General features: G+C 42.0%; 22 protein-coding genes. 12 read left to right on the top strand and 10 right to left on the bottom strand.

Going from position 1 to position 24,441, the window contains the following annotated elements; genetic code table 11:
- The first annotated feature begins 20 nt into the window (after positions 1-20).
- The 6 genes from MR041_RS12705 (at position 21) to MR041_RS12680 (ending at position 9,504) form a co-directional block, all read left to right on the top strand.
- On the top strand, positions 21-1,508 hold the full coding sequence (locus MR041_RS12705) for a sulfatase family protein (RefSeq protein WP_242094497.1): 1,488 nt from the start codon (positions 21-23) through the stop codon (positions 1,506-1,508).
- A gap of 239 nt (positions 1,509-1,747) precedes the next feature.
- Positions 1,748-3,088: a glucuronyl esterase domain-containing protein gene (locus MR041_RS12700; protein ID WP_242094494.1), complete on the top strand. Its 1,341-nt coding sequence runs from the start codon at positions 1,748-1,750 to the stop codon at positions 3,086-3,088.
- Positions 3,089-3,118: 30 nt separating this feature from the next.
- Complete coding sequence (locus MR041_RS12695) at positions 3,119-4,444, top strand: sulfatase family protein (RefSeq protein WP_242094492.1); 1,326 nt, start codon at positions 3,119-3,121, stop codon at positions 4,442-4,444.
- Positions 4,445-4,453: 9 nt separating this feature from the next.
- On the top strand, positions 4,454-6,550 hold the full coding sequence (locus MR041_RS12690) for a hypothetical protein (protein ID WP_242094491.1): 2,097 nt from the start codon (positions 4,454-4,456) through the stop codon (positions 6,548-6,550).
- 73 nt (positions 6,551-6,623) lie between these two features.
- Positions 6,624-8,030, top strand: coding sequence for a sialate O-acetylesterase (locus tag MR041_RS12685; protein ID WP_242094489.1), 1,407 nt, complete (start codon positions 6,624-6,626; stop codon positions 8,028-8,030).
- 19 nt (positions 8,031-8,049) lie between these two features.
- Entirely contained in the window at positions 8,050-9,504 is a 1,455-nt protein-coding gene (locus MR041_RS12680; protein ID WP_242094487.1) for a sulfatase, read from the top strand.
- A 53-nt stretch (positions 9,505-9,557) separates the two neighbouring features.
- Here the strand turns inward: MR041_RS12680 and MR041_RS12675 are convergent, their stop codons facing one another.
- Together MR041_RS12675 and MR041_RS12670 are read right to left on the bottom strand one after the other, a co-directional pair.
- A complete protein-coding gene (locus tag MR041_RS12675; protein WP_242094485.1) occupies positions 9,558-10,805 on the bottom strand; it encodes an NAD(P)/FAD-dependent oxidoreductase in 1,248 nt (415 codons plus the stop codon).
- Between the two features lie 60 nt (positions 10,806-10,865).
- The gene (locus MR041_RS12670; protein WP_242094483.1) at positions 10,866-11,660 is read right to left on the bottom strand and encodes an endonuclease/exonuclease/phosphatase family protein; all 795 of its coding nucleotides are present in this window, start codon (positions 11,658-11,660) and stop codon (positions 10,866-10,868) included.
- A gap of 178 nt (positions 11,661-11,838) precedes the next feature.
- Here MR041_RS12670 and MR041_RS12665 point away from each other — a divergent pair, with 178 nt between their 5' ends.
- From MR041_RS12665 to nadD, 3 genes are read left to right on the top strand one after another with little or no spacing between them, the layout of a single operon-like run.
- The gene (locus MR041_RS12665; RefSeq protein ID WP_242094481.1) at positions 11,839-12,696 is read left to right on the top strand and encodes a YicC/YloC family endoribonuclease; all 858 of its coding nucleotides are present in this window, start codon (positions 11,839-11,841) and stop codon (positions 12,694-12,696) included.
- A 35-nt stretch (positions 12,697-12,731) separates the two neighbouring features.
- Positions 12,732-13,319, top strand: a complete 588-nt coding sequence (gmk, locus tag MR041_RS12660; RefSeq protein WP_242094479.1) for a guanylate kinase — start codon at positions 12,732-12,734, stop codon at positions 13,317-13,319.
- 11 nt (positions 13,320-13,330) lie between these two features.
- The gene (gene nadD / locus MR041_RS12655; RefSeq protein WP_242094477.1) at positions 13,331-13,909 is read left to right on the top strand and encodes a nicotinate (nicotinamide) nucleotide adenylyltransferase; all 579 of its coding nucleotides are present in this window, start codon (positions 13,331-13,333) and stop codon (positions 13,907-13,909) included.
- Positions 13,910-14,064: 155 nt separating this feature from the next.
- Here the strand turns inward: nadD and MR041_RS12650 are convergent, their stop codons facing one another.
- Positions 14,065-15,000 carry a nicotinic acid mononucleotide adenyltransferase gene (locus MR041_RS12650; RefSeq protein ID WP_242094475.1) on the bottom strand — a complete coding sequence of 312 codons (936 nt, stop codon included), beginning with the start codon at positions 14,998-15,000 and terminating at the stop codon, positions 14,065-14,067.
- A 133-nt stretch (positions 15,001-15,133) separates the two neighbouring features.
- On the opposite strand from MR041_RS12650, the gene MR041_RS12645 reads away from it, so the two are divergent.
- Entirely contained in the window at positions 15,134-16,135 is a 1,002-nt protein-coding gene (locus MR041_RS12645) for an NAD(P)H-dependent glycerol-3-phosphate dehydrogenase (RefSeq protein WP_242094579.1), read from the top strand.
- Positions 16,136-16,191: 56 nt separating this feature from the next.
- On the opposite strand, the gene MR041_RS12640 is transcribed toward MR041_RS12645, so the two are convergent.
- On the bottom strand, positions 16,192-16,587 hold the full coding sequence (locus MR041_RS12640; RefSeq protein WP_242094473.1) for a hypothetical protein: 396 nt from the start codon (positions 16,585-16,587) through the stop codon (positions 16,192-16,194).
- Positions 16,588-16,669: 82 nt separating this feature from the next.
- On the opposite strand from MR041_RS12640, the gene MR041_RS12635 reads away from it, so the two are divergent.
- Positions 16,670-17,668, top strand: a complete 999-nt coding sequence (locus MR041_RS12635) for a serine/threonine dehydratase (protein WP_242094471.1) — start codon at positions 16,670-16,672, stop codon at positions 17,666-17,668.
- A gap of 6 nt (positions 17,669-17,674) precedes the next feature.
- Here the strand turns inward: MR041_RS12635 and pheS are convergent, their stop codons facing one another.
- The gene (gene pheS / locus MR041_RS12630) at positions 17,675-18,694 is read right to left on the bottom strand and encodes a phenylalanine--tRNA ligase subunit alpha (protein WP_242094469.1); all 1,020 of its coding nucleotides are present in this window, start codon (positions 18,692-18,694) and stop codon (positions 17,675-17,677) included.
- 140 nt (positions 18,695-18,834) lie between these two features.
- A complete protein-coding gene (locus MR041_RS12625; protein WP_242094467.1) occupies positions 18,835-19,191 on the bottom strand; it encodes a hypothetical protein in 357 nt (118 codons plus the stop codon).
- A 78-nt stretch (positions 19,192-19,269) separates the two neighbouring features.
- Between MR041_RS12625 and MR041_RS12620 the strand changes: the two genes are divergently transcribed.
- Positions 19,270-19,788 (top strand): CvpA family protein, encoded by a 519-nt coding sequence (locus tag MR041_RS12620; RefSeq protein ID WP_242094465.1) that lies wholly within the window; start codon positions 19,270-19,272, stop codon positions 19,786-19,788.
- Here MR041_RS12620 and MR041_RS12615 read toward each other — a convergent pair.
- The 4 genes from MR041_RS12615 to MR041_RS12600 all read right to left on the bottom strand — a co-directional run bounded on the left by MR041_RS12615 (position 19,781) and on the right by MR041_RS12600 (position 24,435).
- On the bottom strand, positions 19,781-20,533 hold the full coding sequence (locus MR041_RS12615) for an SH3 domain-containing protein (RefSeq protein WP_242094463.1): 753 nt from the start codon (positions 20,531-20,533) through the stop codon (positions 19,781-19,783). The two genes, MR041_RS12620 and MR041_RS12615, sit on opposite strands and share 8 nt — an antisense overlap.
- Before the next feature lies 1 nt (position 20,534).
- Positions 20,535-22,307, bottom strand: a complete 1,773-nt coding sequence (locus MR041_RS12610; RefSeq protein ID WP_242094461.1) for a BatD family protein — start codon at positions 22,305-22,307, stop codon at positions 20,535-20,537.
- A gap of 116 nt (positions 22,308-22,423) precedes the next feature.
- Positions 22,424-23,302, bottom strand: coding sequence for a tetratricopeptide repeat protein (locus MR041_RS12605; RefSeq protein WP_242094459.1), 879 nt, complete (start codon positions 23,300-23,302; stop codon positions 22,424-22,426).
- A 98-nt stretch (positions 23,303-23,400) separates the two neighbouring features.
- On the bottom strand, positions 23,401-24,435 hold the full coding sequence (locus tag MR041_RS12600; RefSeq protein WP_242094457.1) for a VWA domain-containing protein: 1,035 nt from the start codon (positions 24,433-24,435) through the stop codon (positions 23,401-23,403).
- Positions 24,436-24,441: the final 6 nt, after the last annotated feature.

Genomic DNA, 24,441 nt, shown 5'->3' with positions numbered 1-24,441 from the left:
ATTACCAAGCATAATAAAAAATGAATAAGACCATAACAATTATTGCCGTACTGATGCTAATGATAAGTGCTGAGGTACTGTGTGCACAACATCGCAATGACAGACCCAACATCCTGTTTGTGATCAGCGATCAGTGGCGGAGACAAGCATTGGGTTTTACCAATCAGGACCCGGTAATAACACCTCATCTGGACCGTTTTGCCCAAGAGGCGGTGTATTTTGAACACGCCGTCACCAACCGACCCATTTGTGCCCCCAGCAGAGCCACAATTTTCACCGGACAGTATCCGCAGACACATGGTGTTTTTGGCAATAAGGTTAGATTATCCACCCAGTCTCTAACATTGGGAGATATCGCTAAAGCCGAAGGCTATCATACGGCCTATATCGGAAAACTGCATCTGGATGGTCAGGATGAAAGGTTTGTGCCCAAAGAACGCAGACATGGTTTTGATTACTGGATCACATCGCGTCACCACGTCCCCTTTAATCAGGGCTATTACATTCAGAATAGAACGGAGGCCCAGGTCATTAAAGACACCTGGGAACCGGATTGGATTACCGATCAATCCATTCATTATCTTGACTCCATTAAAGGGGAACCATTCTGTATGGTCGTGTCCTACGGTCCACCCCACACGGGAGGGGGTAAAGGCTTTGAGGACAGGAACCAACCCGGGAAGCGCTTTAAGGGAAAAATAAAGTATGGCTATGGTTATGCCGCTCCTGAGAAATGGGAAAAGCTGTATCCAAATCCAAAAAATTTACATCGCAGAGAAAATGTAAGACCGGTAGGGAAAGTCAAAGATGAAAGCTGGCCCATATTGCCCGGGTACTTCGGTGCGATCTCCTCCATTGATGAAAATTTTGGACGTATGGTTTCCTTCCTCAAGGCACATGACCTATTCGACAATACCATTATTATTTTTACCTCTGACCACGGTGAAATGTTAGGGTCCCATGGCAGAATGACCAAAGGCATATGGTACGAGGAGTCCTTAGGCATTCCCTGTTTAATTTCATATAAAGATAAAGTGCAGTCGGGGGTTATTTCCAATCCATTTGCCACCGTCGATATGACTCCTACCCTTTTAGGTTTGGCGGGAATCGAGATACCGGCTTCTATGGATGGCGGTAATTTTGCCCCGGCACTCATGGGTAAAGCACAGGAACTGCCTGATACCGCCTTTTGCTCCTTCGATCAGGGCACCCCCTCGGAAAGGGATCGCGCATGGCGTGCGGTTTATACAGCACGGTATACCTATGTGTTGGCCAAAGAACTCTACAAAGCAGATAAGGTGATTAATGGTGCTGTGCTTTATGACAGGCAAAAGGATCCATATCAACTCAGTCCAATATATACAGGAATGGGTTACGATGCGGAAATTAAAGAATTACACCAGGCTTTGTTAAATCACCTCGAAGACACCAATGACCCCTTTATTGATTTGCAATGGAAAACGGATAACAAACCCAAGTATACCTACTCCGATGTGCTCATGAAATAAGTATGGCTTGAAAGCAAGAAGAACAAATTCGAGATCAATCTGAAATTAGGGTTTAGAACCGAATGATCTTTTGTTGGATGAGGTCAAAAAAAGGACACATTGGTATCTGAATGTTAAGGAGGTTTATCGTATTTTTAAAAATCTGCGCCATTTAAAGGATGCGGGGACGATATACCGAGGGAACAAAGTGTATTGCTCGACACACGATTCTTAGGTTTGAATTTGAAACTAACAGATATATGAAAACGCTTAGTACCCTATTGTTTAGAAACAGGTCATATCGGTATCAGGATATACCTCAACTCATTTATATAATTACCGTATTGAGTATTTTCCATGTCGGCTATAGTTTCGGACAACCTGAACTATTCAACGTGGATGAACGTCTGGTTGAACCTTACGACCTACCGGAACTTTTAATCCTTGCCAATGGGCAAAAGGTTCAAAATGTGGCGGACTGGGAACATATCAGACGACATGAGATACTGGATATATTCCTTGAGGAAGTCTATGGAAAACTGCCTTTAAAGGACTTACAGCACACCATTGAAGTTGTTGATCGCAATGAGACTGCTTTAAATAATACCGCAATAAGGCAGCAATGGAAACTGACCTTTGAGAGCCATGGCAAACAACTTGACATTGAGGTTCTTGCCTATTTACCAAAATCCGTCACATCGCCCCCGGTATTTCTTGTCCCTAATTTTAGAGGAAACCAGACTATTATCAATGATCCCAATATCGTGATAACATCCTCCTGGGTGAGAATGAGAAAAAACTCTGATACTTCGGGTGTGGTAGATCATAAAGCCACCGAGGCATCACGAGGTACGAGCAGTTCCAGGTTTCCATTGGAGAAGATTATTGCCAACGGCTTTGGACTTTACACCTTTTATTATGGTGATGTAGACCCTGATTTCAACGATTTTTCAAACGGCATTCATCCTCTCTTTTACGAACAGGGGGAAGATAAACCCAAAAGTGATGCATGGGGGGCCATATCAGCCTGGGCATGGGGCATTACCAAGGTTATTGATGTTATCGAATATAATCCGCTAAGCACCGATTCGAAAATCATTGTCATGGGACATTCCAGATTGGGTAAAGCTGCACTATGGTCCGGCGTCATCGATGACAGAATTGATATGGCCATTTCGAATAACTCCGGTTGCATGGGGGCCGCTATATTAAGAAGAAGGTTTGGTGAAACTGTAAAAATTATCAATACACGGTTCCCACATTGGTTTGCAGATAATTTTAAAAAATACAACGATAACGAAAAGGAGTTACCTGTAGATCAACATATGCTCATCGCCCTGATGGCACCACGCCCGGTTTACATTGCCAGTGCCGAAGAAGACAGATGGGCCGACCCCAAAGGAGAATACCTTGCGGGTTATTATGCCTCACCGGCCTATAAACTTTACGGAGAAAAGGGGTTGTCAAACCCGGAGCCTCCTGCAGTCAACGTGCCCATTCACCAAACCATAGGCTATCATATGCGAACGGGAAAGCATGATGTGACGGATTACGACTGGGAGCAATACATGAAATTCGCCAGAACCCACTTCGATAAATGACAGTAACCTATTATCTATAATGATTTTAACATGATGATATCATCCAAAATGTATCGAATTTTTATTATCACCATTGCCCTGGTGTGTCCTCTCGCACTAAGTGCTCAAACCAAACAACCCAATATTGTATTGATCATGGCCGATGATCTGGGATTTGAGTGCATCTCCGCCAATGGGGGGACCTCCTATAAAACACCAAATATTGATGCCCTGGCATCAGAAGGCATGCGATTTGAGAACTGTCATTCTCAACCCTTGTGCACACCATCCAGGGTCCAAATAATGACCGGCCAGTACAATGTCCGCAACTACACAAAGTTTGGTGAGCTGGACCGAAGCCAAAAGACCTTTGGAAACTATTTCAAGAATGCCGGTTATAAAACTGCTGTTGCCGGTAAATGGCAATTAGGCTCGGAAGAAGATGCTCCACAGCATTTCGGTTTTGATACCTCCTGTCTATGGCAGCATACGACCAGTGGAAGAGTACCTGGAGAAGGAAAAGCGCAGATTGACAAGCGCTACTCGAATCCCATGTTGGAGATTAATGGATCCATCAAATATTTTAACAATGGAGAATATGCGCCTGATATTATGAGTGATTTCATATGTGACTTTATTGAGAAGAATAAGGACGAACCGTTCTTTGCTTACTATCCGATGATTCTCACGCATTGTCCCTTTACCCCTACACCAGCATCTCAGGACTGGGACCCTGAAGACCCGGGCTCTCTTACTTACAAGGGCAATCCGGATTATTTCCCTGAAATGATGTCTTATATGGATAAGCTAGTGGGGAAAATCATTGCCAAGATTGATGCCCTGGGTCTAAGCGAAAACACCCTGATCATCTTTACCGGTGATAATGGTACCGACAAACCCGTTGTGTCGAATTTCAGAGGTATGACCTACCCGGGGGGTAAAAGGGAGACCACGGAAAACGGCACACATGTGCCGCTCATGGTACGATGGACCGGGACCATAGACGCCTCTAAAACATGTTATGATATGGTAGATTTCAGTGACTTTCTGCCGACGATCTGTGCGGCGGCCAATATCGACATCCCCACAGAAACCATCATGGATGGCCAAAGTTTTTTGCCGCAGCTGCTTGGTAAACAGGGGACCCCGAGGGAATGGATTTACAGCTGGTATTCACGGAGTGGTAAAGAAGCTAACCTTAAAGAATGGGCCAGAAACACAGAATACAAACTCTATAAAACTGGTGCGTTTTATAATGTAAACACAGATTTTTATGAAAAAACACCAATCACTATGGACAACATGAGTTCAGAAGAGAAACGAATATATCGGGACCTGTTGAAGGTACTCCGATTTTATGAAGATAAACGCAATTAAAAAGACATCATGAAAGTCATCCCAAGAATTTTAATCCTCCTGTTGTTGGGCGCATTTGAGACTTTCTCGGCTCAAAACACACCCAATGACACCTTTGGTGAAAAAGAAGTATTTTCCGAAACCTTTCCAAAAACCTTATCGTTTCGCAATGACCGTCTCGGTGTCCGTGATCACTACGATTATTGGGAGCAGGCCCATTTGAACTTTAATAGCATTACCAAAAAATACCTTCAGGAAGAAGTGGATATGCCCCCGATAATTGCCAAATGGGCGAATACCTATGCCCAAAGGCATCCTGAAAAGTTGATGCTTATCCATTTAAACGGTGAAGGCCGTTCGGTTAACGACCCGGATATGCAAAAACTGTATTTCCCGGGCCACTGGGTTTATGAAGAAGGGACTGTCCCTCTAACGGATATCGCTAAAAACCAAATCACCATAGCGCTGAAAGACGCCCGTCCCTTTTCAGAAAAAGCCTATGTGGTTCACGGAAGAAATGCCAATGGGGAAAGATTACCTCATGATGTCATTATAGTGGCATTGGACGACCAGGGACAACGCCTGTGGGATACCCATGAATATGCCACCATTGAAAAAGTAGACTATCAAAACAATAGCATAACCATAAAAAGAGGTCAGTACAACAGCTCAAAACGATCTTTTAAAAAAGACCGTACCTACATCGCGCCAATTGCAGGCGATTTTTGGGGAGGCAATCTCATGTGGTATTACAACTTGTCAACGACCTGTCCCCTGAATGACAAGGGGCAATCGGCAGCGGATGTTTTTGTCGGTGAAATGAAAACCTGGTTTGGCAAGAACGGCGTTCTTGAACATATTGATGGTATCGGATTTGACGTCAATTATTTTGAAACCGACCACGATACCTGGGACTGCAACAACGATGGTGTAGCAGATAGGGGATTCATAGAAGGCAAAAATATATGGCGTATTGGTGACATTGCTTTTTTGAGAAAAATACGAGCGGCCTTTGGTGATGACTTTATCATTACTGCCGATGGCTGGCGTGATGAAATGCAACGTGCGGTCGGCATTTTAAACGGCATGGAAACCGAGGGTCTTTGTCGCTGGAACGATGGGTACCGGCAGATATCGCGCACCATAAACCAACACGTGTATTGGAACAGGCATAATACGACTAAATACCAATACAGTTACATCACCTCGAAATTGCGACATCCCGAAGATGCGAAAATTTCCACCCAGCTGCGTCGTATGGGAATGGCCCTGTCCTCATGTTTGGGGGTGGCCTATGCCTATAGTGCCCCACGATTTATTCCTGAAGCGGTGGGTGGTGATCTGAACACGATCAATTGGCTCGGGAAACCACTTGAGCCTATGGGCTATACGTTCACCAATTCAAAGGATCTGCTGAATGGATCGGGGGTGACATTTGATGCCGATTTGTTAGCTACATTCGACTTGGATCAGATCGATTACCACATAACTGAAAACGCCTTGCATCTCAAAGGAACACATGAGTATGTCTATCAAAATACAGTGGTTGCCGGACCTGAAATTGATCTTCCTGAAGGGGATCTGATCGTTTGCTTCGAGGCAAAGGCCATACAAGGATTCAGGGATTTAGGAAATGATGGCCTTTTCCCGCGAAAAATAAATGTACGGTTGGATGGTCTCCCCGATTTTCCAGCCGAACCCATGAATACGCAGCGGCTCTACAACGACCTGGCCGGCTTTATGGGGACCTCAGATTTTACACCACAACTATTTTATTTCAGAAATGCTGGAGGCTCCGGTAAACCTCTAAAAATATTTTTTGAGGCCGAGGAACAAGGTGAGTTCGCTATACGCAACCTCAAGGTATACAACGCCCCCTGTGGCATTTACAGAGCATTTGAAAATGGTATGGCACTGGTTAATCCCTCCCTGACGCCCATAACATTCGATTTAAATGACATGTCCAATAAAGAAGATAGATACAGGCGCTTAAAGGTGGTTCCCCCCATTGAGGGCGACTTAGAAGGCGACCTGAAGGAGGTGATGGAATACAACAATGGCGAATGGATTAAAAACAATGAGGTCACCGTACCCGGATTGAATGCCTTATTTTTAATAAAATCCTAAATTGTGGCTGTAAATGGTTCGACATATACCCTTTTCATTACCTTTAATCCCACACACATAAATTATTTTTAACATGATGACCCTTAGAACTCTAACACTTGTAGTACTGTTTCATACCGCCCTCTTTGCGCAACTGGAACTGCCCCCACTTTTTAATGACCATATGGTCCTGCAACAAAAAGAGATGGTTTCCATTTGGGGAACCGACCATCCAAACACTGCGATTACTGTTGTGGGAAGCTGGAACGAAAGTGCAACAACCACGGCAGACGCAAACGGCAAATGGAAGGTAAAATTAAAAACAACCGAAGCCGGCGGCCCATATACCCTAACCGTCCAGGGGAGCAGTGAAGTTGTTTTTAATGATATTCTTATGGGCGACGTCTGGATATGTTCAGGACAATCGAATATGGAAATGCCCTTAAAGGGTTTTCGGAGTCAGCCCGTTACCGGAAGCAACGAAGCCATTTTAAACTCAACCAATAACAAGATCAGGTTATTTACAGTCAAACGAAACCCCAGTTTGGTCCCTGTGGACACTGTCAGCGGGGCATGGTTAAAATCGCATCCTTTAACCTCCAAGGAATTTAGTGCCGTGGCTTATTTTTTCGGTAGAAAACTAAATGATGTCTTGGATATCCCTATCGGACTGATTGGGGTATCCTGGGGTGGTTCCAGCATTGAGACCTGGATGGACAAAGAAACACTTTCCCAGTATAAGACCGTAGACCTTGCGGAAGCCATTCCGGACAGTCCGCAACGTGCCCATACCTTATTGTACAATGGGATGATACATCCCATTCAGGATTACACCAACAAAGGCTTTTTATGGTACCAGGGGGAATCGAACAGAATGAACAGCGACGACTATTTAGACCTGTTCCCTGCTATGATTCGACAATGGCGAACCCAATGGGGTCAGGAAAATTTACCATTTTACTACGTGCAGATAGCACCTTTCGGTTACCGGGGTAAAAATGCGGCCTATATCAGGGAAGCCCAGTTAAAAGCCATGAACGCCGTTAAACATGTCGGTATGGCCGTAACACTCGATATCGGTGATTGTCAATATATTCATCCTCCTGAAAAGCGCGTGGTGGGTGAACGCCTGGCGTATTGGGCCTTGGCAAAAGACTATGGTATGGACGGAATTGCGTATTCAGGACCGGTATATGAAAAGATGGAAAAAACGGATGACGGCAAAATCAATTTGTTTTTTAGTTACAGCGACAATGGCTTAATCAGTTTTGATAAAGCATTGGCCGGTTTTACAATTGCTGGTGAAGATCGCATATTTTATCCGGCTACGGCCATTGTAAACAGAACCGGTGCAGTTACCGTATCTTCTGAAATGGTCCCCAATCCGGTTGCTGTGCGTTACGCCTTTGAAAGTTGCCCCGAGGCCACACTTTTTAATATAGAAGGACTCCCCGCCTCGTCTTTTAGAACGGATGATTGGGAACATGAGGAAAACAACTAAATACGCACAGCAATTTTATATGAAAGCATTCTGTATTAATTTGCAAGGACATTATGTATTTCCTATTGGAATAGTAATGGCGGTCCTTTTTTTCTCATGTGCCCAAGAGCCGGTAGTACCAAACATTCTATTTATTGCTACAGATGACCTAAACACCGATCTTGGATGCTATGGCAACAGTCAGGTGATTACACCCAACATCGATAAGCTTGCCCAAATGGGTGTTCGGTTTGACAATGCCTACTGCCAATTTCCCCTGTGTGGTCCAAGCAGGGCCAGTATAATGACGGGATTACGTCCAAACACCACCAAATTTCTTGGGAATAGAGATAGTATTCGAAAATTAAAGCCTGACGTAGAAACAATGGGACAGTTCTTTCAAAAAAAAGGGTATTACGTTGGGCGCGTTGGGAAAATCTATCATTACAACAATCCGAGTGCCATAGGTACGGACGGACATGACGACACACTGAGTTGGCATGAGCGTTTCAATCCGAAAGGCATCGATAAAATACACGAGGACCGCATTATCAGATTCCCCGGAGGAACAACGGGCAGAAAGGGAGGTTTAGGTATTTCCATGGCCTATTGGGATCCCGTGAGTGAAGACAGTGAACACACTGATGGTATGGTGGCCGACAGAGCAGTTGAAATGATTGAGCGCAACAAAGATCAACCGTTTTTCATAGCCGCAGGATTTTTTAACCCGCATTGCCCCTATGTCGCACCCAAAAAATACTTTGATCTCTACCCTCTCGAGGATATTGCCATGCCTTCTCTTGATGAAGCGAAAGAGGATTTGGAAGATGTACCTGCTATGGCCATGACACGTCATGGTAGACTCCGCTGGCCTTACTATTTTGATGGAATAACCATGGACGAGGCCAGAAGATGCAAACAAGCGTATTACGCTTCCGTGTCCTTTATCGATGCCCAGGTAGGAAAGTTAATAGCGGCTCTTGAAAACAATAACCTTCTTGAAAACACGATTATTGTATTTTGGTCCGATCATGGTTATTTTTTAGGTGAAAAAGGCTTATGGTATAAGGCTAAAAACTTTGAACGCTCGGTTAAAGTGCCCTTAATAATATCAGGCTATGGTGTGGATCAAAAAAATAAGGTGATAAAAGATCCGGTAGAATTAATAGATCTATTCCCTACTTTAGTTCAAGGTTCGGGTAACACCATAAATAAAGAACTAGAGGGCAGCAGTTTGATTCCATTTTTAAAAAACACCTCATACACCTGGGATAAACCTGCTGTTTCACAGGTGTTTTATCCTGATAGGCAAGGGTACTCCATACGTACAGGCCGCTGGCGATATACCGAATGGATGGGTGGGGAAGCCGGAAGGGAACTATATGACCATGAAAACGACCCAGAGGAAATAACGAATTTAGCCAATCACCCGGAGTATCAATACATTGTGAACGACTTAAGTGCACAACTCGAACCTTATTCCATCTATTATTAGGAAGGATGATAAGAGTGTAAAACGTTAGGGCAATTATCCTGTTACACGTGTTATTAAAACCTTCTGTCAGGACTGAAAGGTTCCAAAGCTAATGTGGTGTTCTGATGTGTTATGATCTCTGAGACCAACTTACCAGTGGCAGGCCCCAAACTCCAGCCCATCATGGCGTGGCCAGTGGCAATTGTGAGGTTCTTGCATCGGGCAGATTTACCAATAAATGGGAGTCCATCAGGTGTTATGGGCCGCAGACCGCATTGTGCTGCGCTCTTATTTTCAGGTCCTATCCTAACCTTCTGATAATAGCTTTCCACGGCATTGGCTATGGCCTCCACCCGTTCTGGATGAATGCTGTGGTTGATACCACTTAACTCCATAGTGCCGGCAAAACGCGTAAACCCATCCATTGGTGTAATGGCCACCTTGGCCTCACTTAAAATAGCCGGATATTGAATCCCCGTGGGTTCATGAACGTCAATACGATACCCCTTACCTGCCTGAACGGGAAGCTTAAGGCCCAACTTTTTCATAATTGATGGGCTCCAGCTTCCGGCAGCCATCACCACTTCATCCGCAGAAAACGATTGCTTTTCTGTCAGCACTTCATGAATGGTCCCATGGCTCACATGGATATCGATAACCCTTTCATTTTTATAGAAAAGGACCCCTATCGATTCCAAATAGGACTTCATCTCGCTCATAAAGTTATTGGGGGTCATGTGGGCATCGCAATCATAATACACAGCACCCTTCACATCCAACTGAGCATGTGGTTCCATGGCCAGCACCTCCTCGCGATTCAAATGCCTTACACCAAGGCCTTCCTGGATACCCCGCTGACCAACCTTCCATTCCGCTTCACCCGCCTTATCGGATTTGTAACACATCAGCAATCCCTTCCGTTCATAATGAAAATCAAACTGCTGTGAGGCCTTTAACTCCTCGTACAAGGCCCTGCCCAATAAATTAATATCCTTAATAACGGCGATGGATCGCTCAACCTTGGCTTTGTTGGCCGACCTTTTGAAGGCAAGGCACCACTTTAAAAATTCCGGATCCCATCTGGGCTTTATATACAACGGACTGGAGGGGTTGAACATGAATTTTATCCCCTTTGAAATGATCTGTGGAGAGGCCAAGGAAATAAAATGACTGGGTGAAATATAGCCCGCATTTACATAGGAGGCCCCGCCATCCATATTCGATTGGTCTATGACCGTGACCTCACAGCCCTCCTTTTTGAGATAATAGGCTGAGCATAAGCCCATAATTCCTCCCCCAATAATAATGACCTGTTTACTCATATTCTTTAATAAGGTTTAACATTACAAAAAGTGACCATAAAACTTAAAAACTTATTGTCTTCATCTCAATTCCAAAACACTTAAAACAGGCCTGTGATCCGATGCCAGAGGCTCATCAATGACTTTCGATTCCAATACCCGCCATCTGTGAGCAGGTCTGAATAAAATATAATCGATCGTTATCTCGGGATCCGAGGCCGGATAGGTTGGCACATGATCGGTAAAGGCGGAGGACCAGAGTTCAAATAAAGATTGCATGGTCCTGCTGTCCGGCTTTGCGTTTAAATCGCCCGCTAATATGGTGGGTAGGTCCGACCCGGCAAACAGCGCATTTAATTCCGAGGCCTGAAGCCATCGGTCCGTCTCGTCTTCGGTATGGTCGAGGTGGGTCCCTACAAATCGTATCGTATCACCACTTTTCAAGACCATTTGAGCCTCCAGAGCTGCCCTTGGTTCCTTCCCCGGGCGTGCCGGCAAACTATGGTTTTCGGTTCTGAGGAAGGTATACTTCGACAAGAGGCCCTCGCCGTAGGCTCCGCCATCAAAATCCATTGCCTTTCCGAATAGGGGCGCCATTTTAGTCCGTAAGCCCAATTCGGTAACCAAATCGTAATTCCGCGATCGATTTGTTTTAAAATCAACCTCCTGTAAGGCGACCAGATCCGGTTGTGTGTCACTTATGACCTTTGCCAGTAGATCCAGATCAAAGGGTTTGGCAGCGCCGACGGTTTCACCGTGATAAATGTTATAGGTGAGCACGCGAACCACAGCTGTGGCGTTCTCATGGCCTTGCGCAATTAAAAAAACAGGCTGAAGCCATAGCAGAAAGAGTAGTCTGATATAAGGTGTCTGCATTTTGTTACACTAGTTTACAATTGATTTCAAACAGGTCATCCCATGCTTTTGAATGCCCCTTTTCGTTTGATAAATGTAATTATAATTAGCTTATGGGATTAAAAATTTTAACAACAGGATTGGAATGCCCGTTACTCTTGAGTTTTAATTACCTTTGCATAACTTAAATTCACGGTTTATGATACATTCCATGACTGGTTACGGAAAATCTGTATTGCAATTGCCCACCAAAAAATTAACCATTGAGCTGAAATCGCTGAACAGTAAAAACCTGGATATCAACTCCAGAATGCCTTCCATATACAGGGAAAAAGAGTTGGCTATCCGGAAATTGCTCGCCAATACTTTGATGCGTGGTAAAATAGATTTTTCCATTTATGTTGAAACTACGGCAGAGGACACCTCTACTCAAATAAACGTTCCCGTTGTCGAACAATACATGCAGCAGTTGAAGCAGGTGGTTAATGCCGAAGAGACCGAACTTCTGAAAATGGCCGTTCGCTTTCCTGACGCTTTAAATACCGTTCGTGAAGAAATTGATGATTCGGAATGGCAGCTAATTCAAACCAATATTAATCAAGCGATAGCCGCTTTAACGGATCACCGTTTGGATGAAGGCAAGGTCCTGGAAACTGACTTTAGAAAACGGGTTGCGAATATTGAAATCCTACTTGATAAGGTGGTCGAAATGGATCCCGAACGTGTTGAAGGGATTCGCGAGCGTCTAGTGAAAGGTGTTGAGGAGTTAAAGGAAAAGTTTGACGAAAATCGATTTGAACAGGAACTCATCTATTACATTGAAAAACTGGATATCACTGAAGAAAAGGTACGGTTGAAAAATCACCTCAGCTACTTCCTGGAATGTCTCGGTTCTAAAGATTCCAACGGTAAGAAATTAGGATTTATAAGTCAGGAAATGGGTAGGGAAATCAACACCATTGGATCCAAGAGTAATTTTGCCCCAATGCAGCAGCTCGTCGTACAAATGAAAGACGAACTTGAAAAAATAAAAGAGCAGCTCCTTAATGTCCTATAAGCTTACAGCCTTAAACCCAAAAATCGTTTAAAACAGTGACGAAGAACAACTCTAAAACAGGTAAACTCATCGTGTTTTCAGCGCCATCGGGCTCGGGAAAAACAACTATAGTAAAACATCTTTTAGGCCTTCCCCGTTTGAATCTCGAATTTTCCATTTCGGCAACCTCGAGAGCACAACGCGGTAATGAAATTGATGGTAAGGATTACTATTTCATGTCTGCAAAGGACTTTAAAACCAATATAAAGAATGAGGCCTTTCTTGAATGGGAAGAGGTGTATCGCGATAATTTTTATGGAACCTTAAAAAGTGAGGTTGAGCGCATATGGGCTCATGGCAAACACGTTATTTTCGATATCGACGTGTCCGGAGGATTGCGCATAAAACGTAAATTCCCTGAGCAGACGCTTGCCGTTTTTGTAAAACCACCCAGTATTGACGAACTTAAGATACGATTGAAAAAACGCAAAACAGAAAGTGAAGATAAAATAAATATGCGCGTGGCTAAAGCATCGGCAGAGTTGGCGACCGCTCCTCTATTTGATGTGGTTATAAAAAACGATCATTTAGAAACAGCCCTTAAGCAAGCGGAAACCGTAGTGGACCGCTTTGTGAATTCTTAATCCCCTCTTGAATGAAGGTTGGCTTATTTTTTGGTTCTTATAACCCCATACATGTGGGACATTTAATCATTGCCAACCATTTGGCAGAACACAGCGATTTGGACCAGGTATGGTTCGTAGTGACCCCTCATAGCCCCTTTAAGAAGAAAAGCAGCCTGTTGGACAATTACCAGCGTCTGGAAATGGTCTATCGCGCCACAGAAGCCTATACCAAATTAAGACCCAGCGATATCGAATTTCATTTACCACAACCCAACTACACGATTAACACCCTGGTGTATTTACAGGAAAAATATCCGAATCATAACTTTGCCTTGATTATGGGTGAGGATAATTTAAAAAGTTTCCATAAATGGAAAAACTTTGAAGGTATTCTCGAACACCATCATGTATACGTTTATCCCAGAATATCGAAAGGTCCTATTGAAACGCCATTCCACAAACACAAAAAAGTGCATTTTATAGATGCACCTGTTATGGAAATTTCATCAACTGCTATCCGTAAATCCATAAAAGAAGGGAAAAATGTAAGGCCCATGCTGCCCGAACCGGTCTGGGCGTATTTGGATGAAATGAATTTCTACAAATAAAAAAACCGCTTAAAACAAGCTGTTTTAAACGGCTTTTTACAACTAAATAACCAACTAAAATTAAGTCTGTTCAGCTTGAGGACATCTCATGCTACTCTTCTGTATCATCCCTTTTTACGGATTAGAAATCGCGTATTGATGTCCTTTGCATGATGTTATGCCCTTGTGTTTTCTCTTGGGTTTGGCACTTTATCTTTTCTATGTTTACGCATTTTGTCCGTGGTTCCGGCAGCACCATCCCCTTTTGACTTCGATGTTTTCAAATACTGAATATACCCTCGACCTTCAAATTCGTATATGGTTTCGGAGGACGGATGAAACAACTCGATCTTTCCATCATTAATAACACTCAACTCGAAATATTCATTGTCAAAATAATCATAATCTAATGTTAAGGTTTTTAAGTACATATTCCCGTTGACATCTCCAACGCCATAGATCCCCGTATAATCCCAAATCAGGTTAGCCGGATTCATACCCAATTCGTCTTGAGAACTTTGAAATGTAGAGTCATTACCCCCAGCCAAAAACTGTAGGTAGTTTTCATTATCAAATTCATTTATGGCACCAAAATCACTGGTATAGGTCTTTTCCCAGGCTTCGTATTCCTGAAGGAAATAATGAATGTTATCGTAGAATACAAAATCGTAATCAAAATTACCACGCTGATACCCATCTAAAAAATAGGAGGTGTCATTATAAGGATTATAAAGCTCTATGGTATTCCCATCGATCTGATAAACATCAAAGGTTTCAAACCCATCAATATCATGATAGACATCTAAAATCATATCATAGGCCTCATATTCGCCTATATCGATACCGAAGCCATTACCGGTATCACCGATTCCTACAATATTGTTGTTCGCATATACCACACCGTTTCTAAAAGAGATGGTGAATGCCTTTTGCAGAAATGGTGTTTCTCCATAACCCACCGTACTATTGATATCGACATACCACAGTTCATGAGACGTTAATAATTGATGTATTGATATTCCGGGATCGTCTTCAACGACGACCTCTGTATAACAGGATGTGAACAAAGTCGCTAGTAACGAAAAGCCTAAAAGTAATTTTATTGTCTTCATAATCAAGTACGTTTTTGGGTTTCTGAATAAGGGAATCCAAAACGCGTGCCAAAAATGAATTCAACTATAAAATGATACCTCCTGCAGCATTAATATTTTACTTATTTTTGAAAATATGAACGACAATACTTTTATGCTAAGTCCTTTAAAATATGCAGTTTTTGGAGCGGGCAGCTGGGCCACGGCCATTGTAAAAATGCTATGCGAAAATTTAGATGAAGTGGGTTGGTACATGCGCAGTGTGTACACGAAGGAGCATCTTTTAAAAGAACAGCACAACCCGAATTATTTAAGTTCGGTTGAATTTCATTTGGAGCAATTAAAATTGAGTAACGACATCAATGAGACAGCTACTTATGCCGATGTCTTGATTTTTGTCATTCCCTCAGCATTCATTTTCAGTGAGCTGAAAAAGCTCAATGTCGATATCTCCAAAAAAATAGTCGTTTCTGCTGTTAAAGGCATTGTCCCGGAAACCGGACTCTTGGTGGGCGAACACTTTCATGAGACCTACCATATCCCCTTCGAGAATATTGCTGTCATAGCCGGACCCTGTCACGCTGAAGAGGTTGCTTTGGAGCGGCTCTCTTATTTAACCATCTCCTGTGCCGATGCAGACAAGGCAAAGGCTATCGCGAAAAACCTATCGAGTGATTATATAAAAACCAAAATCAGTGATGACATTATCGGTGTAGAATATGCCGTTATGCTGAAGAACATTTATGCCATAGCAGCAGGAATTGCTCACGGTTTAGGCTATGGCGACAATTTTCAAAGCGTGCTGATGAGTAATTCCATCAGAGAAATGAAGCGGTTCATAAAAAAAATGCACAGAATGAAACGCAACATCAATAACTCGGCCTATCTAGGAGATTTGCTGGTCACCGGATACTCTACATTTTCACGCAACCGCATGTTCGGTAACATGATTGGAAAGGGATACACGGTAAAAAGTGCCATGATGGAAATGAATATGGTGGCCGAAGGGTATTACGCTACGAAAAGCGCACAGCTGTTAAACGAAAAAAATCTAAAGAAAACGCAGCTTCCCATAATCAACGCGGTTTACGCGATTCTTTACGAGAATAAAAATCCCAAAAAAATATTTAAAAAGTTAACCGAGAAATTGGATTGACTTTAACTTTGGAGCACCAAAGATACCTCCTAGTTAAAAAAACCCTTTATACCGAATTATTTCGCAAGGACCCCCTTAACATCCATTAAAGGTACGTTACGCAATGCTCCCGTATGTATTGTATTCTTAATAAAGACAAAGGTTTTGTCATATAGTTTATCCTCCTGAAAAAACGACACCTTAAAGGTATTGTTCAGGGCGAATAAATCTTCATGTATCAATTCAATTTTAGCATAGCTCTTTCTGGGTAAGCTATCGATGCGCTTCCTAAACACCGAGGTCGTTTTTTTATCTGAATACCCACTGCTCACAATAAGGACCATTTCCAAATCCACATTCGTGTCGTTAATAATATAGACATTCCAGTCCCTACTCTTATAGATTGCGTTATATTCATGGACAACTGCAATATATATACCTTCAACTTTAGGGATTTGGATATCTTTTTTCACCGTATACCAATTAAGGTTTCAAAATTAATTCATTTCACTTTTATAAAGGCTATATTTATAGTATTGATTTGAACGCTTATTTATGAATAGCGCCTTAAAACTGAAGGATATATTAGACGCGCAGTCCCGAATAGATGGCCTGATGAACAGGACACCTGTTCTCAAGTCTTCACAATTGAATACATGGTTGGGGCATACCATTTACTTTAAGGCTGAAGGTTTTCAAAAGATAGGGGCCTTCAAAGCACGTGGTGCGAGTAATGCGATAGCCTGGCTATTAGAACAGCACTACGAGCCCAAACATTTTGTAGCCAATAGTTCAGGTAACCATGCTCAGGCAGTGGCATGGGCCGCAAAACGGTTCAATATTTCCTCAACCATATACATGCCTGAATACGCCTCTGAAATTAAAATTCAGGCTACAAAAGCATATGGTGCAGAGGTCGTTTTGTGCGACACACGTCAGCAGGCAGATGCTCTGGTAAAACAAGCATCGGAAGTACAGAATACCTTTTGGATTCCGCCTTACAATCATGAGCAGGTCATTTGTGGTCAGGGTACTGCAGCCTTGGAGGCCTTGCACACCACAGGGCTTGTGGATGCCGTGTTTGCCCCATGTGGTGGTGGTGGGCTTTTGTCCGGTACGCTAGTCGCTACTCGAGGGATATCAACAACCACACAGGTGATTGGAGCAGAGCCCTTATTGGGAAATGATGCCGCTGAATCGCTCAGAAAAAATGCTATTCAACGGTTGACCGAAGCTCCAAAGACCCTTGCTGATGGTGCTATGACTTTATCCGTTGGCCCTATAACTTTTAATTATTTAAAGCAGCTTGATGACTTTTATGAAATAACGGAAGAGGACATGGTGTATTGGACACAGTGGCTGACTCATCTCCTTAAAATTCGTGTTGAACCCACCAGTGCTTTGGCCATGGCCGGGGCGTATCAATGGTTAAAAAAGCAAAAGAAAAAGACTTCGGTTCTCATCATACTCTCGGGTGCCAATATCGATCAGAAAACCACTCGAAAAATTTGGGAGACAGATTACTTAAGGGAAGCACCGACATTAAGCTCATAGGACCCACTATAACGCACTTTTGAATTGTTCCAAAAAGCGTACGTCATTTTCACTTAAGAGTCGGATATCACTGATCTGATGTAACAACAAGGCAATACGATCAATTCCCATTCCAAAGGCAAAACCTGAATATTCCTTTGAATCGATATTACAGTTCTCCAACACATTCGGATCTACCATACCGCATCCCATTATTTCCAACCAGCCTGTTCCCTTGGTCATTCTATAATCCGTTTCGGTTTCCAGACCCCAATACACATCTACTTCAGCACTAGGTTCTGTGAATGGGAAATAGGATGGACGCAGTCGAATTTTGCTTTTTCCGAACATCTCTGTAGTAAAATGCTGCAGTGTTTGTTTGAGATCGGCAAAACTAACATCCTTGTCAATATAAAGCCCTTCCACCTGATGAAAAAAACAGTGTGAACGTGCCGAAATGGCCTCATTCCTGTAAACTCTACCGGGTGAAATGGTTCGGATAGGGGGTTTATGGTTTTCCATATAGCGGACCTGTACCGAACTGGTATGCGTGCGTAATAATATGTCCGGATCGGTTTGAATGAAAAAGGTATCCTGCATATCACGAGCCGGATGGTATTCCGGCAGGTTTAAGGCCGTAAAATTATGCCAGTCATCTTCGATTTCCGGTCCTTCACTTACGTTAAAACCAATTCGGGAAAAAATATCAATAATCTGGTTTTTCACAATAGAAATGGGATGCCGCGCTCCCAGGGCTATCGGCTCTCCCGGACGCGTCAGATCGCCATAAACACCTTTGACCTCTTCCTTGTTTTCTAACTCAGTCTTAAGTGCAATTACCTTTTCTTCTGCAGTTTTTTTGAGCTGGTTCACCGCCTGACCAAACTCCTTCTTTTGTTCGTTAGCCACATTCTTAAATTCGGCAAAAAAGGAATTAAGCACCCCTTTCTTTCCAAGGTACTTTATTCTAAAGGCCTCAACCTCCTCAATAGATTGGGCCTTGAATGATTCGGCGTCGGAAATGAGTTCTTTTATCTTCTCTATCATACGATCTTACTTGTGCTATACCAAATACGTTTTCTCGTATTCCGTATTCAAAAACTGAGGGCAAATTTAAGGAAAATATTGGTATTCCTGATTACCATAGACTAAGTTATCCGAAGTGTAGAGACGAATAGGGATTAAATCTATTCTATGAAATCGGTTTCCAAAAAATAGTTAACTATGGCCTCTTTCATTAAAACAGCCTGTTCTCCTGCTTTTAATTGGGGTAATTGTGAAATGACCTTATAATGAGGCCACCCTTCGTCATCAACAAAGTCAAGTTCGTAATACCCATAAGGCACCAAAAGTTTACAAATGGCAATATGCATTAAATCAATTTTCTGTTCCTTTTTAAAGGTCCTGTGTAATTGTCCTAACTCCTGGATACCTATTAAATAAATTATGGCATCGAGGTCCAATGGCTCCCCTTCGGCAAATTGATCGGATAGCTTTTTAACTACCAATTCCCAGCGCTCTTTTAAAAGTTGGTCTCTTGACATGTTTTGATTGAAAGTTCAAAGTTAAGAAAGCTCTTGTTCTATAAGCACTAAAAAAGGAATTATCTCTATATTTACAGCATGAGTGTTATAGACATCATATTAGGTAGTCTGCTTTTAATTGGAATTGTTCGGGGTTTTATAAAAGGTCTGTTTGTTGAGGTGGCATCGATCGTTGCACTCATTGCCGGTGTATATGGGGCTATTCATTTTAGCAATTATGCAGCCTCCTTTTTAATTGAAAAAGTGGATTGGAAAGAAAACACCATAAATATTACCGCATTTATCATCACCTTCGTCGTTATCGTTTTGGCTATTGCTCTTGCCGGTAAAGCTTTGACAAAACTCGCCGATTTCGCGGCTTTAGGTTTGGTAAATCGTCTGCTAGGAGCCGTATTTGGAGGACTCAAGTATGCATTAATATTAAGCGTTGTCTTGATTATCTTTGAAAAAATGAATCTGACCATGTCCTTTATTGATGAGGACGACTATAACGAGTCCCGCCTTTATACACCTATAAAATCATTTATTCCAATGATACTGCCTTCAATTATAACATCGGAAGAGGAGGACAAAACGACTGAGGACAACATTATTTGAGTGCTTTAACATCATTATTGACGACCCACCCAGTTTTACCATCAGAAAGCTTAATTTTTTTCCAGTTATTAATGGTGTCCAATAGCTGAACCTTCGTTCCTTCATGCAATCGGAAGAGCTCTTCACTTCTGGAATTGGGTTCGCTTTTTACTTTGCTTTCCGTTGCAAAAATGATAGCGGGTCTATCCATTTCCTCCAGGTTGTATTTGTGAAATGCCAGCGCCAAGGTGATACAACAAAGCATCAGGGACCCCATACTTGAAATAAACGCCAGTCGCTTCTTAAATGAACTGTAGGCAAAATAATAGATTAAAAAAAGCAATACAAAGCATCCCGCAAATGCAACTGCCATCCTGGCCCAATTGTCAAAGCTCAGATAATGCGTAAGTGCATTCAAAAACCGGGCTAAGCCTGTTTCCGGAATGATATCAATATCGTCGATAGTCATGTTTTGGGCAAACGCCAGATTGTTCTTGACATCCTCATCATTGGGGGACAATTGCAATGCTTTCTCATAAAAATAAATGCTGGGTGCAATATTATTTAATTTATAATGTGCATTCCCCAGGTTAAAATAGAGTTCCGTTGAATGCTTCCCTGAGTTTAAGATCTCATTGTAAATATCAATGGCCTCTGCGTATTGCCCTTCATTGTAGAGTGCATTGGCCTCTTCGAATAAGGATTCATTCTGAGCGAAAGCATATAAGCCTATCAAAACCACTACTATGTTTAAATATCGTTTCATCCTAACGTGCCTGTTTATCGATTAGCGCAATTGTTCGAGCTGCCTTATCGTAATCTTCTTTCATAGTAACACTTGTTATTGGGGTATATCTTGCCAGTTCACAACTCTCCAGAATGGTTATAAAATTAGAATTAACCTCATCTTCTACGCCTTTGTCCTTTAATAAGGTCTTAATTCGTTCCTTGCTGAATTCACTGGTTTCAATATGCAATTTGGCCTTTAAGTAATTGTGCAATGCTTTCTCTAAAGCGATATAGAAGGCTTCTTTCTTACCTAACTCCCTCTTGGCCTTGCTCAAATATTTTCGAGCCAACTTATCTGCTTTTCTAATTCTATTTCCATGAACATCAGCTGCTCTGTTCAAATTCTTTTTTCGAATGAGCATAGCTACAGGAATTGCCAGGAACGGGAGTAGCAATAAGGACCAGAATAGGTTTGTTTTAAAGAAATGTGGCGCTTGTATGACTGAAAAATCAGTTTTCGTTTTTATGAACCTAAACTGATCATTATTCAAAACTATACGTTGCTTGACCCCTCCCGAAACCATATTGTCATTGGCATCAGCCGCATTCACAGGACCATCCAGGACATCGATGACAATCTCAGCGGATGACAAGCGTTTATAACTTTTTGTTTCTAAATCGAAATAAGAAAACGAAATACTTGGTATTGGATATTTCCCTTTGTATTGCGGCACAATGGTATAGGTGTCCGAAATACTGCCTTGCATACCATCTAAATTGGTTCTCACGCTTTCTGTATGTTCCGGTTCATAGACTTCTAAAGAACTGGGCAATGATATCTTTGGCAGATTAAATAGTTTGAGATTCCCTTTACCACCAACTTCAACCTTTGCCTGTAAGGATTCTGTTGCGTCTAATTGGGTTTTTGATGTGGTTACATTGAATGAAAATTTACCAACCGCCCCCGTAAAGTCAACGGGCTTTCCGGTTTCCGGTAATGGTTTTACATTTATAGCCCGGTTACTGCTTGAAATGGTTCTGTTGATGCGGGTCATGATTCGGCTCCCAAATATATCACGCCGATTGGTTGGCACTGCCGCAGTAACATTTAAACTCAATGGCTCAATATTAAGCTTGCCTGTTTTCTGCGGGTACAAAACAACCTTTTTATACACCACATAATTATAATCTTCATTGTTATAAGAACCGTTCTCAAGTTTAAGTTCCTTTAACTTAATTTCCTGGTTCCAAAAATCATTAAACTTGGGGTTGTCCAATACGTCAATATCATAAAGGCTAATACTCGGTGATACGTAGAGTTTGTAAATTACTGTTATGGCTTCATTTAGATAGGGACTTGTCTTGGATATTTCCGTAACCAGGTGAATGTTTTCCGAAACAATATAATCGGGATCGTTCGGGTCCTTTGGTTTATCGACCGCAGCGGTTACTGTAATTTTTATAGGAATGGTTTTATAGGTTTCCCCTTCAATATTTATGGAGGCCTGGTCTATAACAAACGCACCTCGTTTTTTCGGAGCCAAAAAATAACTATAGGTTTTTTTATAGGTTCTTTTACCATTAATCCATGAGTTACTAACGGATTGGTTGGGGCCTCCAACCACCACAAATCCCTCAAAACTTGGAGGATTAAAATTGTCGCCGTCCTGGTTCATTTCAAAATCGACACGCAGGCGTTCGTTTACCCCAAGTTCTTTCTTGCTCACCTTGGCTTCAAACTTCACCTGTGAAAAAGCAAAGCTTGTTAAGAAGAGTAATACAACAATAGATATGTGTTTATTTAATTTCATTTCTCGCTTCAAAATAGATTCCCGACATTAATTAATATAGGCTTAGCATACGTGAGAGAGTGCCTTAATTAATGTGGCAAGCACCATTATTTCCTTCCTTTAACATAGATCCTTTTCTACCAATCCTTATCTGTTTTTACCTTTATGCCCTTTTGTTTTTCAGCATTAATTTTATCCTGAACTTTTTGCTCTTGGTTGTTCATGGCCTCCAATAAACTCTTTACTTGTTGAGGCGACAATTGACCTGGCTTCGGTTTAGGCTGCTGCTCCTGCTTCTCCTTATCGCCTTCCTTACCCGGTTCCTGTTTATCATCCTTAGGCTTACCCTCTTCGTCTTTTTGCTCATCCCCCTCCTTTTTGTCCTGGTCGCCCTCCTTATCTTTCTCATCTTCCTTATTGTCGCCTTCCTGATCTTTCTTGTCCTGTTGATCCTCCTGTTGATTGTCTTTATTATCTTCCTTCTTGTCTTTGTTTTCGTCGTCCTTATTTTCCTCCTGCTGATCTTTCTGTTGTTCAGCACAAATTTTGGCTAAGCCAAGATTGTATCTGGTCTCATCATCTGTTGGATCATTCCTTAAGGCATTTTTGAAGGCTTCAACCGCTTCCTGGCATTTTTTATTTTGCATTAGAATATTTCCAATATTATGATATGCCCGATGTTTATCCAATTTAGAGGTAGCGTGTTTTAAGGCCTGTTGCTGACGAAACAGGGCTTCATCATAGTTCCCTTTTTCATAATATGAATTCCCCAAGTTATAGTTTCCAACAACCAAGGAGGGCTGTTCGGAAATGGCTTTTCTGTACGCCATTTCGGCCTCTATAAAATCATCATTAAACAGCTTGTTACCTTCATAAACATAGTTATTGGCCTTTCTTAAGGCCAACTCCTCAGCTTTATCCTTCTTTTCCTGGGCATTTAAGCTGAGCATACCAAACAGCAAGCACAGATAAAAGTCCATCTTCATGCGTCTAAAAAGTATAAGTATTCGATTCATAATAAATAAGCCTTATAAGCAATATATAAAACCCTTGTTTTTTTAATAGTTAAAAATTTGATAAAAAATATTTAGAATTCCCCTCAATGTCAAAAGGCCTAAAGGTTTTCATTAAATAAATTCAACTTTTTTAACCACGCTGTCTTTCGTTCCAAAAGAAATATATCCAATACCAAAAAGAAAATCGCAAATCCCAGAAACCATTGAAACTGCGCTTTAAAATCGGAAAACTGTTTCGCTTCGAACTCTGTTTTATCCATAGTATTCAATATCTCTCTAATGGTCTCAACAACATCATCGGTACTTTTACCATTAATATAGGCCCCATTGGCTTCATTGGCAATATTTTGCAGGGTCTCTTCATTTAATTTTGTTATTACTGTTTCGCCTTCACTATTCTTTTTATAATTTACCACCACACCATTTTTTTTCTCCGGAATCGGCCCGCCCTTAAGGTCTCCAACGCCAATTGTGAAAATGCGAATCCCTTCGTCATAGGCCTCCTCTGCAACTGAGGCCGCTTCATCGCTATGATCCTCACCATCGGAAATTATGATTAAAACACGATTGGTCTGTTCTTCATCATCATAATAGGTCTTTGCCAGATTAATGGCCTCATTTATTGCTGTCCCCTGTGATGATAACATGTCGGTATTCATATTCTGCAAAAACATCTTTGCAGCAGCGTAATCTGTGGTAATGGGTAACTGAGGAAAGGCCTTACCGGCATAGGCTATGATTCCAATGCGGTCACTGGCAAGATTATTAATGATCTGTGTTACTAATTGCTTGGCTTTCTCCAGTCGGTTAGGCGCTATGTCCTCGGCCAACATACTTTTTGACACATCAACCGCAAAAACAATATCTACACCTTCGCGTTTTACAGTTTCAAGTTTCGTCCCGACCTTGGGGTTGACCAAGGCGATAGACAGGCAGGCAAAAACCATACAAAGCATGGCTAATTTTAAAACTGATTTAAAAAGTGACTTATTAGGGCTTAATCTTTTGATCAGGTTCCTATCGGCAAATCTCTTTTGGGCTTTATGCCGCCAAATTTGTAAAACTAAAAAGAACAGGACCAATACAGGAATTACCCCCAAAATCCAAAACCATATTTTTTCTTCTAATTGCATGTTCTT

The sequence above is a fragment of the Aestuariivivens sediminicola genome (assembly GCF_022662015.1).
GTDB classification, from domain to species: Bacteria; Bacteroidota; Bacteroidia; order Flavobacteriales; family Flavobacteriaceae; genus Aestuariivivens; species Aestuariivivens sediminicola.
Note: the sequence above shows the minus strand (reverse complement) of the source record. Positions and strands in the feature narration are given on the sequence as shown.

Excerpts from the sequence above, each read along its gene's own strand:
- MR041_RS12675 (WP_242094485.1), bottom strand. The coding sequence starts at position 10,805 with ATGAGTAAACAGGTCATTATTATTGGGGGAGGAATTATGGGCTTATGC.
- MR041_RS12670 (WP_242094483.1), bottom strand. The coding sequence starts at position 11,660 with ATGCAGACACCTTATATCAGACTACTCTTTCTGCTATGGCTTCAGCCT.
- MR041_RS12685 (WP_242094489.1), top strand. The coding sequence starts at position 6,624 with ATGATGACCCTTAGAACTCTAACACTTGTAGTACTGTTTCATACCGCC.
- pheS (WP_242094469.1), bottom strand. The coding sequence starts at position 18,694 with ATGATAGAGAAGATAAAAGAACTCATTTCCGACGCCGAATCATTCAAG.
- nadD (WP_242094477.1), top strand. The coding sequence starts at position 13,331 with ATGAAGGTTGGCTTATTTTTTGGTTCTTATAACCCCATACATGTGGGA.
- MR041_RS12705 (WP_242094497.1), top strand. The coding sequence starts at position 21 with ATGAATAAGACCATAACAATTATTGCCGTACTGATGCTAATGATAAGT.
- MR041_RS12620 (WP_242094465.1), top strand. The coding sequence starts at position 19,270 with ATGAGTGTTATAGACATCATATTAGGTAGTCTGCTTTTAATTGGAATT.
- MR041_RS12695 (WP_242094492.1), top strand. The coding sequence starts at position 3,119 with ATGATGATATCATCCAAAATGTATCGAATTTTTATTATCACCATTGCC.
- MR041_RS12635 (WP_242094471.1), top strand. The coding sequence starts at position 16,670 with ATGAATAGCGCCTTAAAACTGAAGGATATATTAGACGCGCAGTCCCGA.
- MR041_RS12610 (WP_242094461.1), bottom strand. The coding sequence starts at position 22,307 with ATGAAATTAAATAAACACATATCTATTGTTGTATTACTCTTCTTAACA.
- MR041_RS12690 (WP_242094491.1), top strand. The coding sequence starts at position 4,454 with ATGAAAGTCATCCCAAGAATTTTAATCCTCCTGTTGTTGGGCGCATTT.
- MR041_RS12600 (WP_242094457.1), bottom strand. The coding sequence starts at position 24,435 with ATGCAATTAGAAGAAAAAATATGGTTTTGGATTTTGGGGGTAATTCCT.
- MR041_RS12680 (WP_242094487.1), top strand. The coding sequence starts at position 8,050 with ATGAAAGCATTCTGTATTAATTTGCAAGGACATTATGTATTTCCTATT.
- MR041_RS12645 (WP_242094579.1), top strand. The coding sequence starts at position 15,134 with ATGCTAAGTCCTTTAAAATATGCAGTTTTTGGAGCGGGCAGCTGGGCC.
- MR041_RS12625 (WP_242094467.1), bottom strand. The coding sequence starts at position 19,191 with ATGTCAAGAGACCAACTTTTAAAAGAGCGCTGGGAATTGGTAGTTAAA.
- MR041_RS12665 (WP_242094481.1), top strand. The coding sequence starts at position 11,839 with ATGATACATTCCATGACTGGTTACGGAAAATCTGTATTGCAATTGCCC.
- MR041_RS12605 (WP_242094459.1), bottom strand. The coding sequence starts at position 23,302 with ATGAATCGAATACTTATACTTTTTAGACGCATGAAGATGGACTTTTAT.
- MR041_RS12700 (WP_242094494.1), top strand. The coding sequence starts at position 1,748 with ATGAAAACGCTTAGTACCCTATTGTTTAGAAACAGGTCATATCGGTAT.
- MR041_RS12615 (WP_242094463.1), bottom strand. The coding sequence starts at position 20,533 with ATGAAACGATATTTAAACATAGTAGTGGTTTTGATAGGCTTATATGCT.
- MR041_RS12650 (WP_242094475.1), bottom strand. The coding sequence starts at position 15,000 with ATGAAGACAATAAAATTACTTTTAGGCTTTTCGTTACTAGCGACTTTG.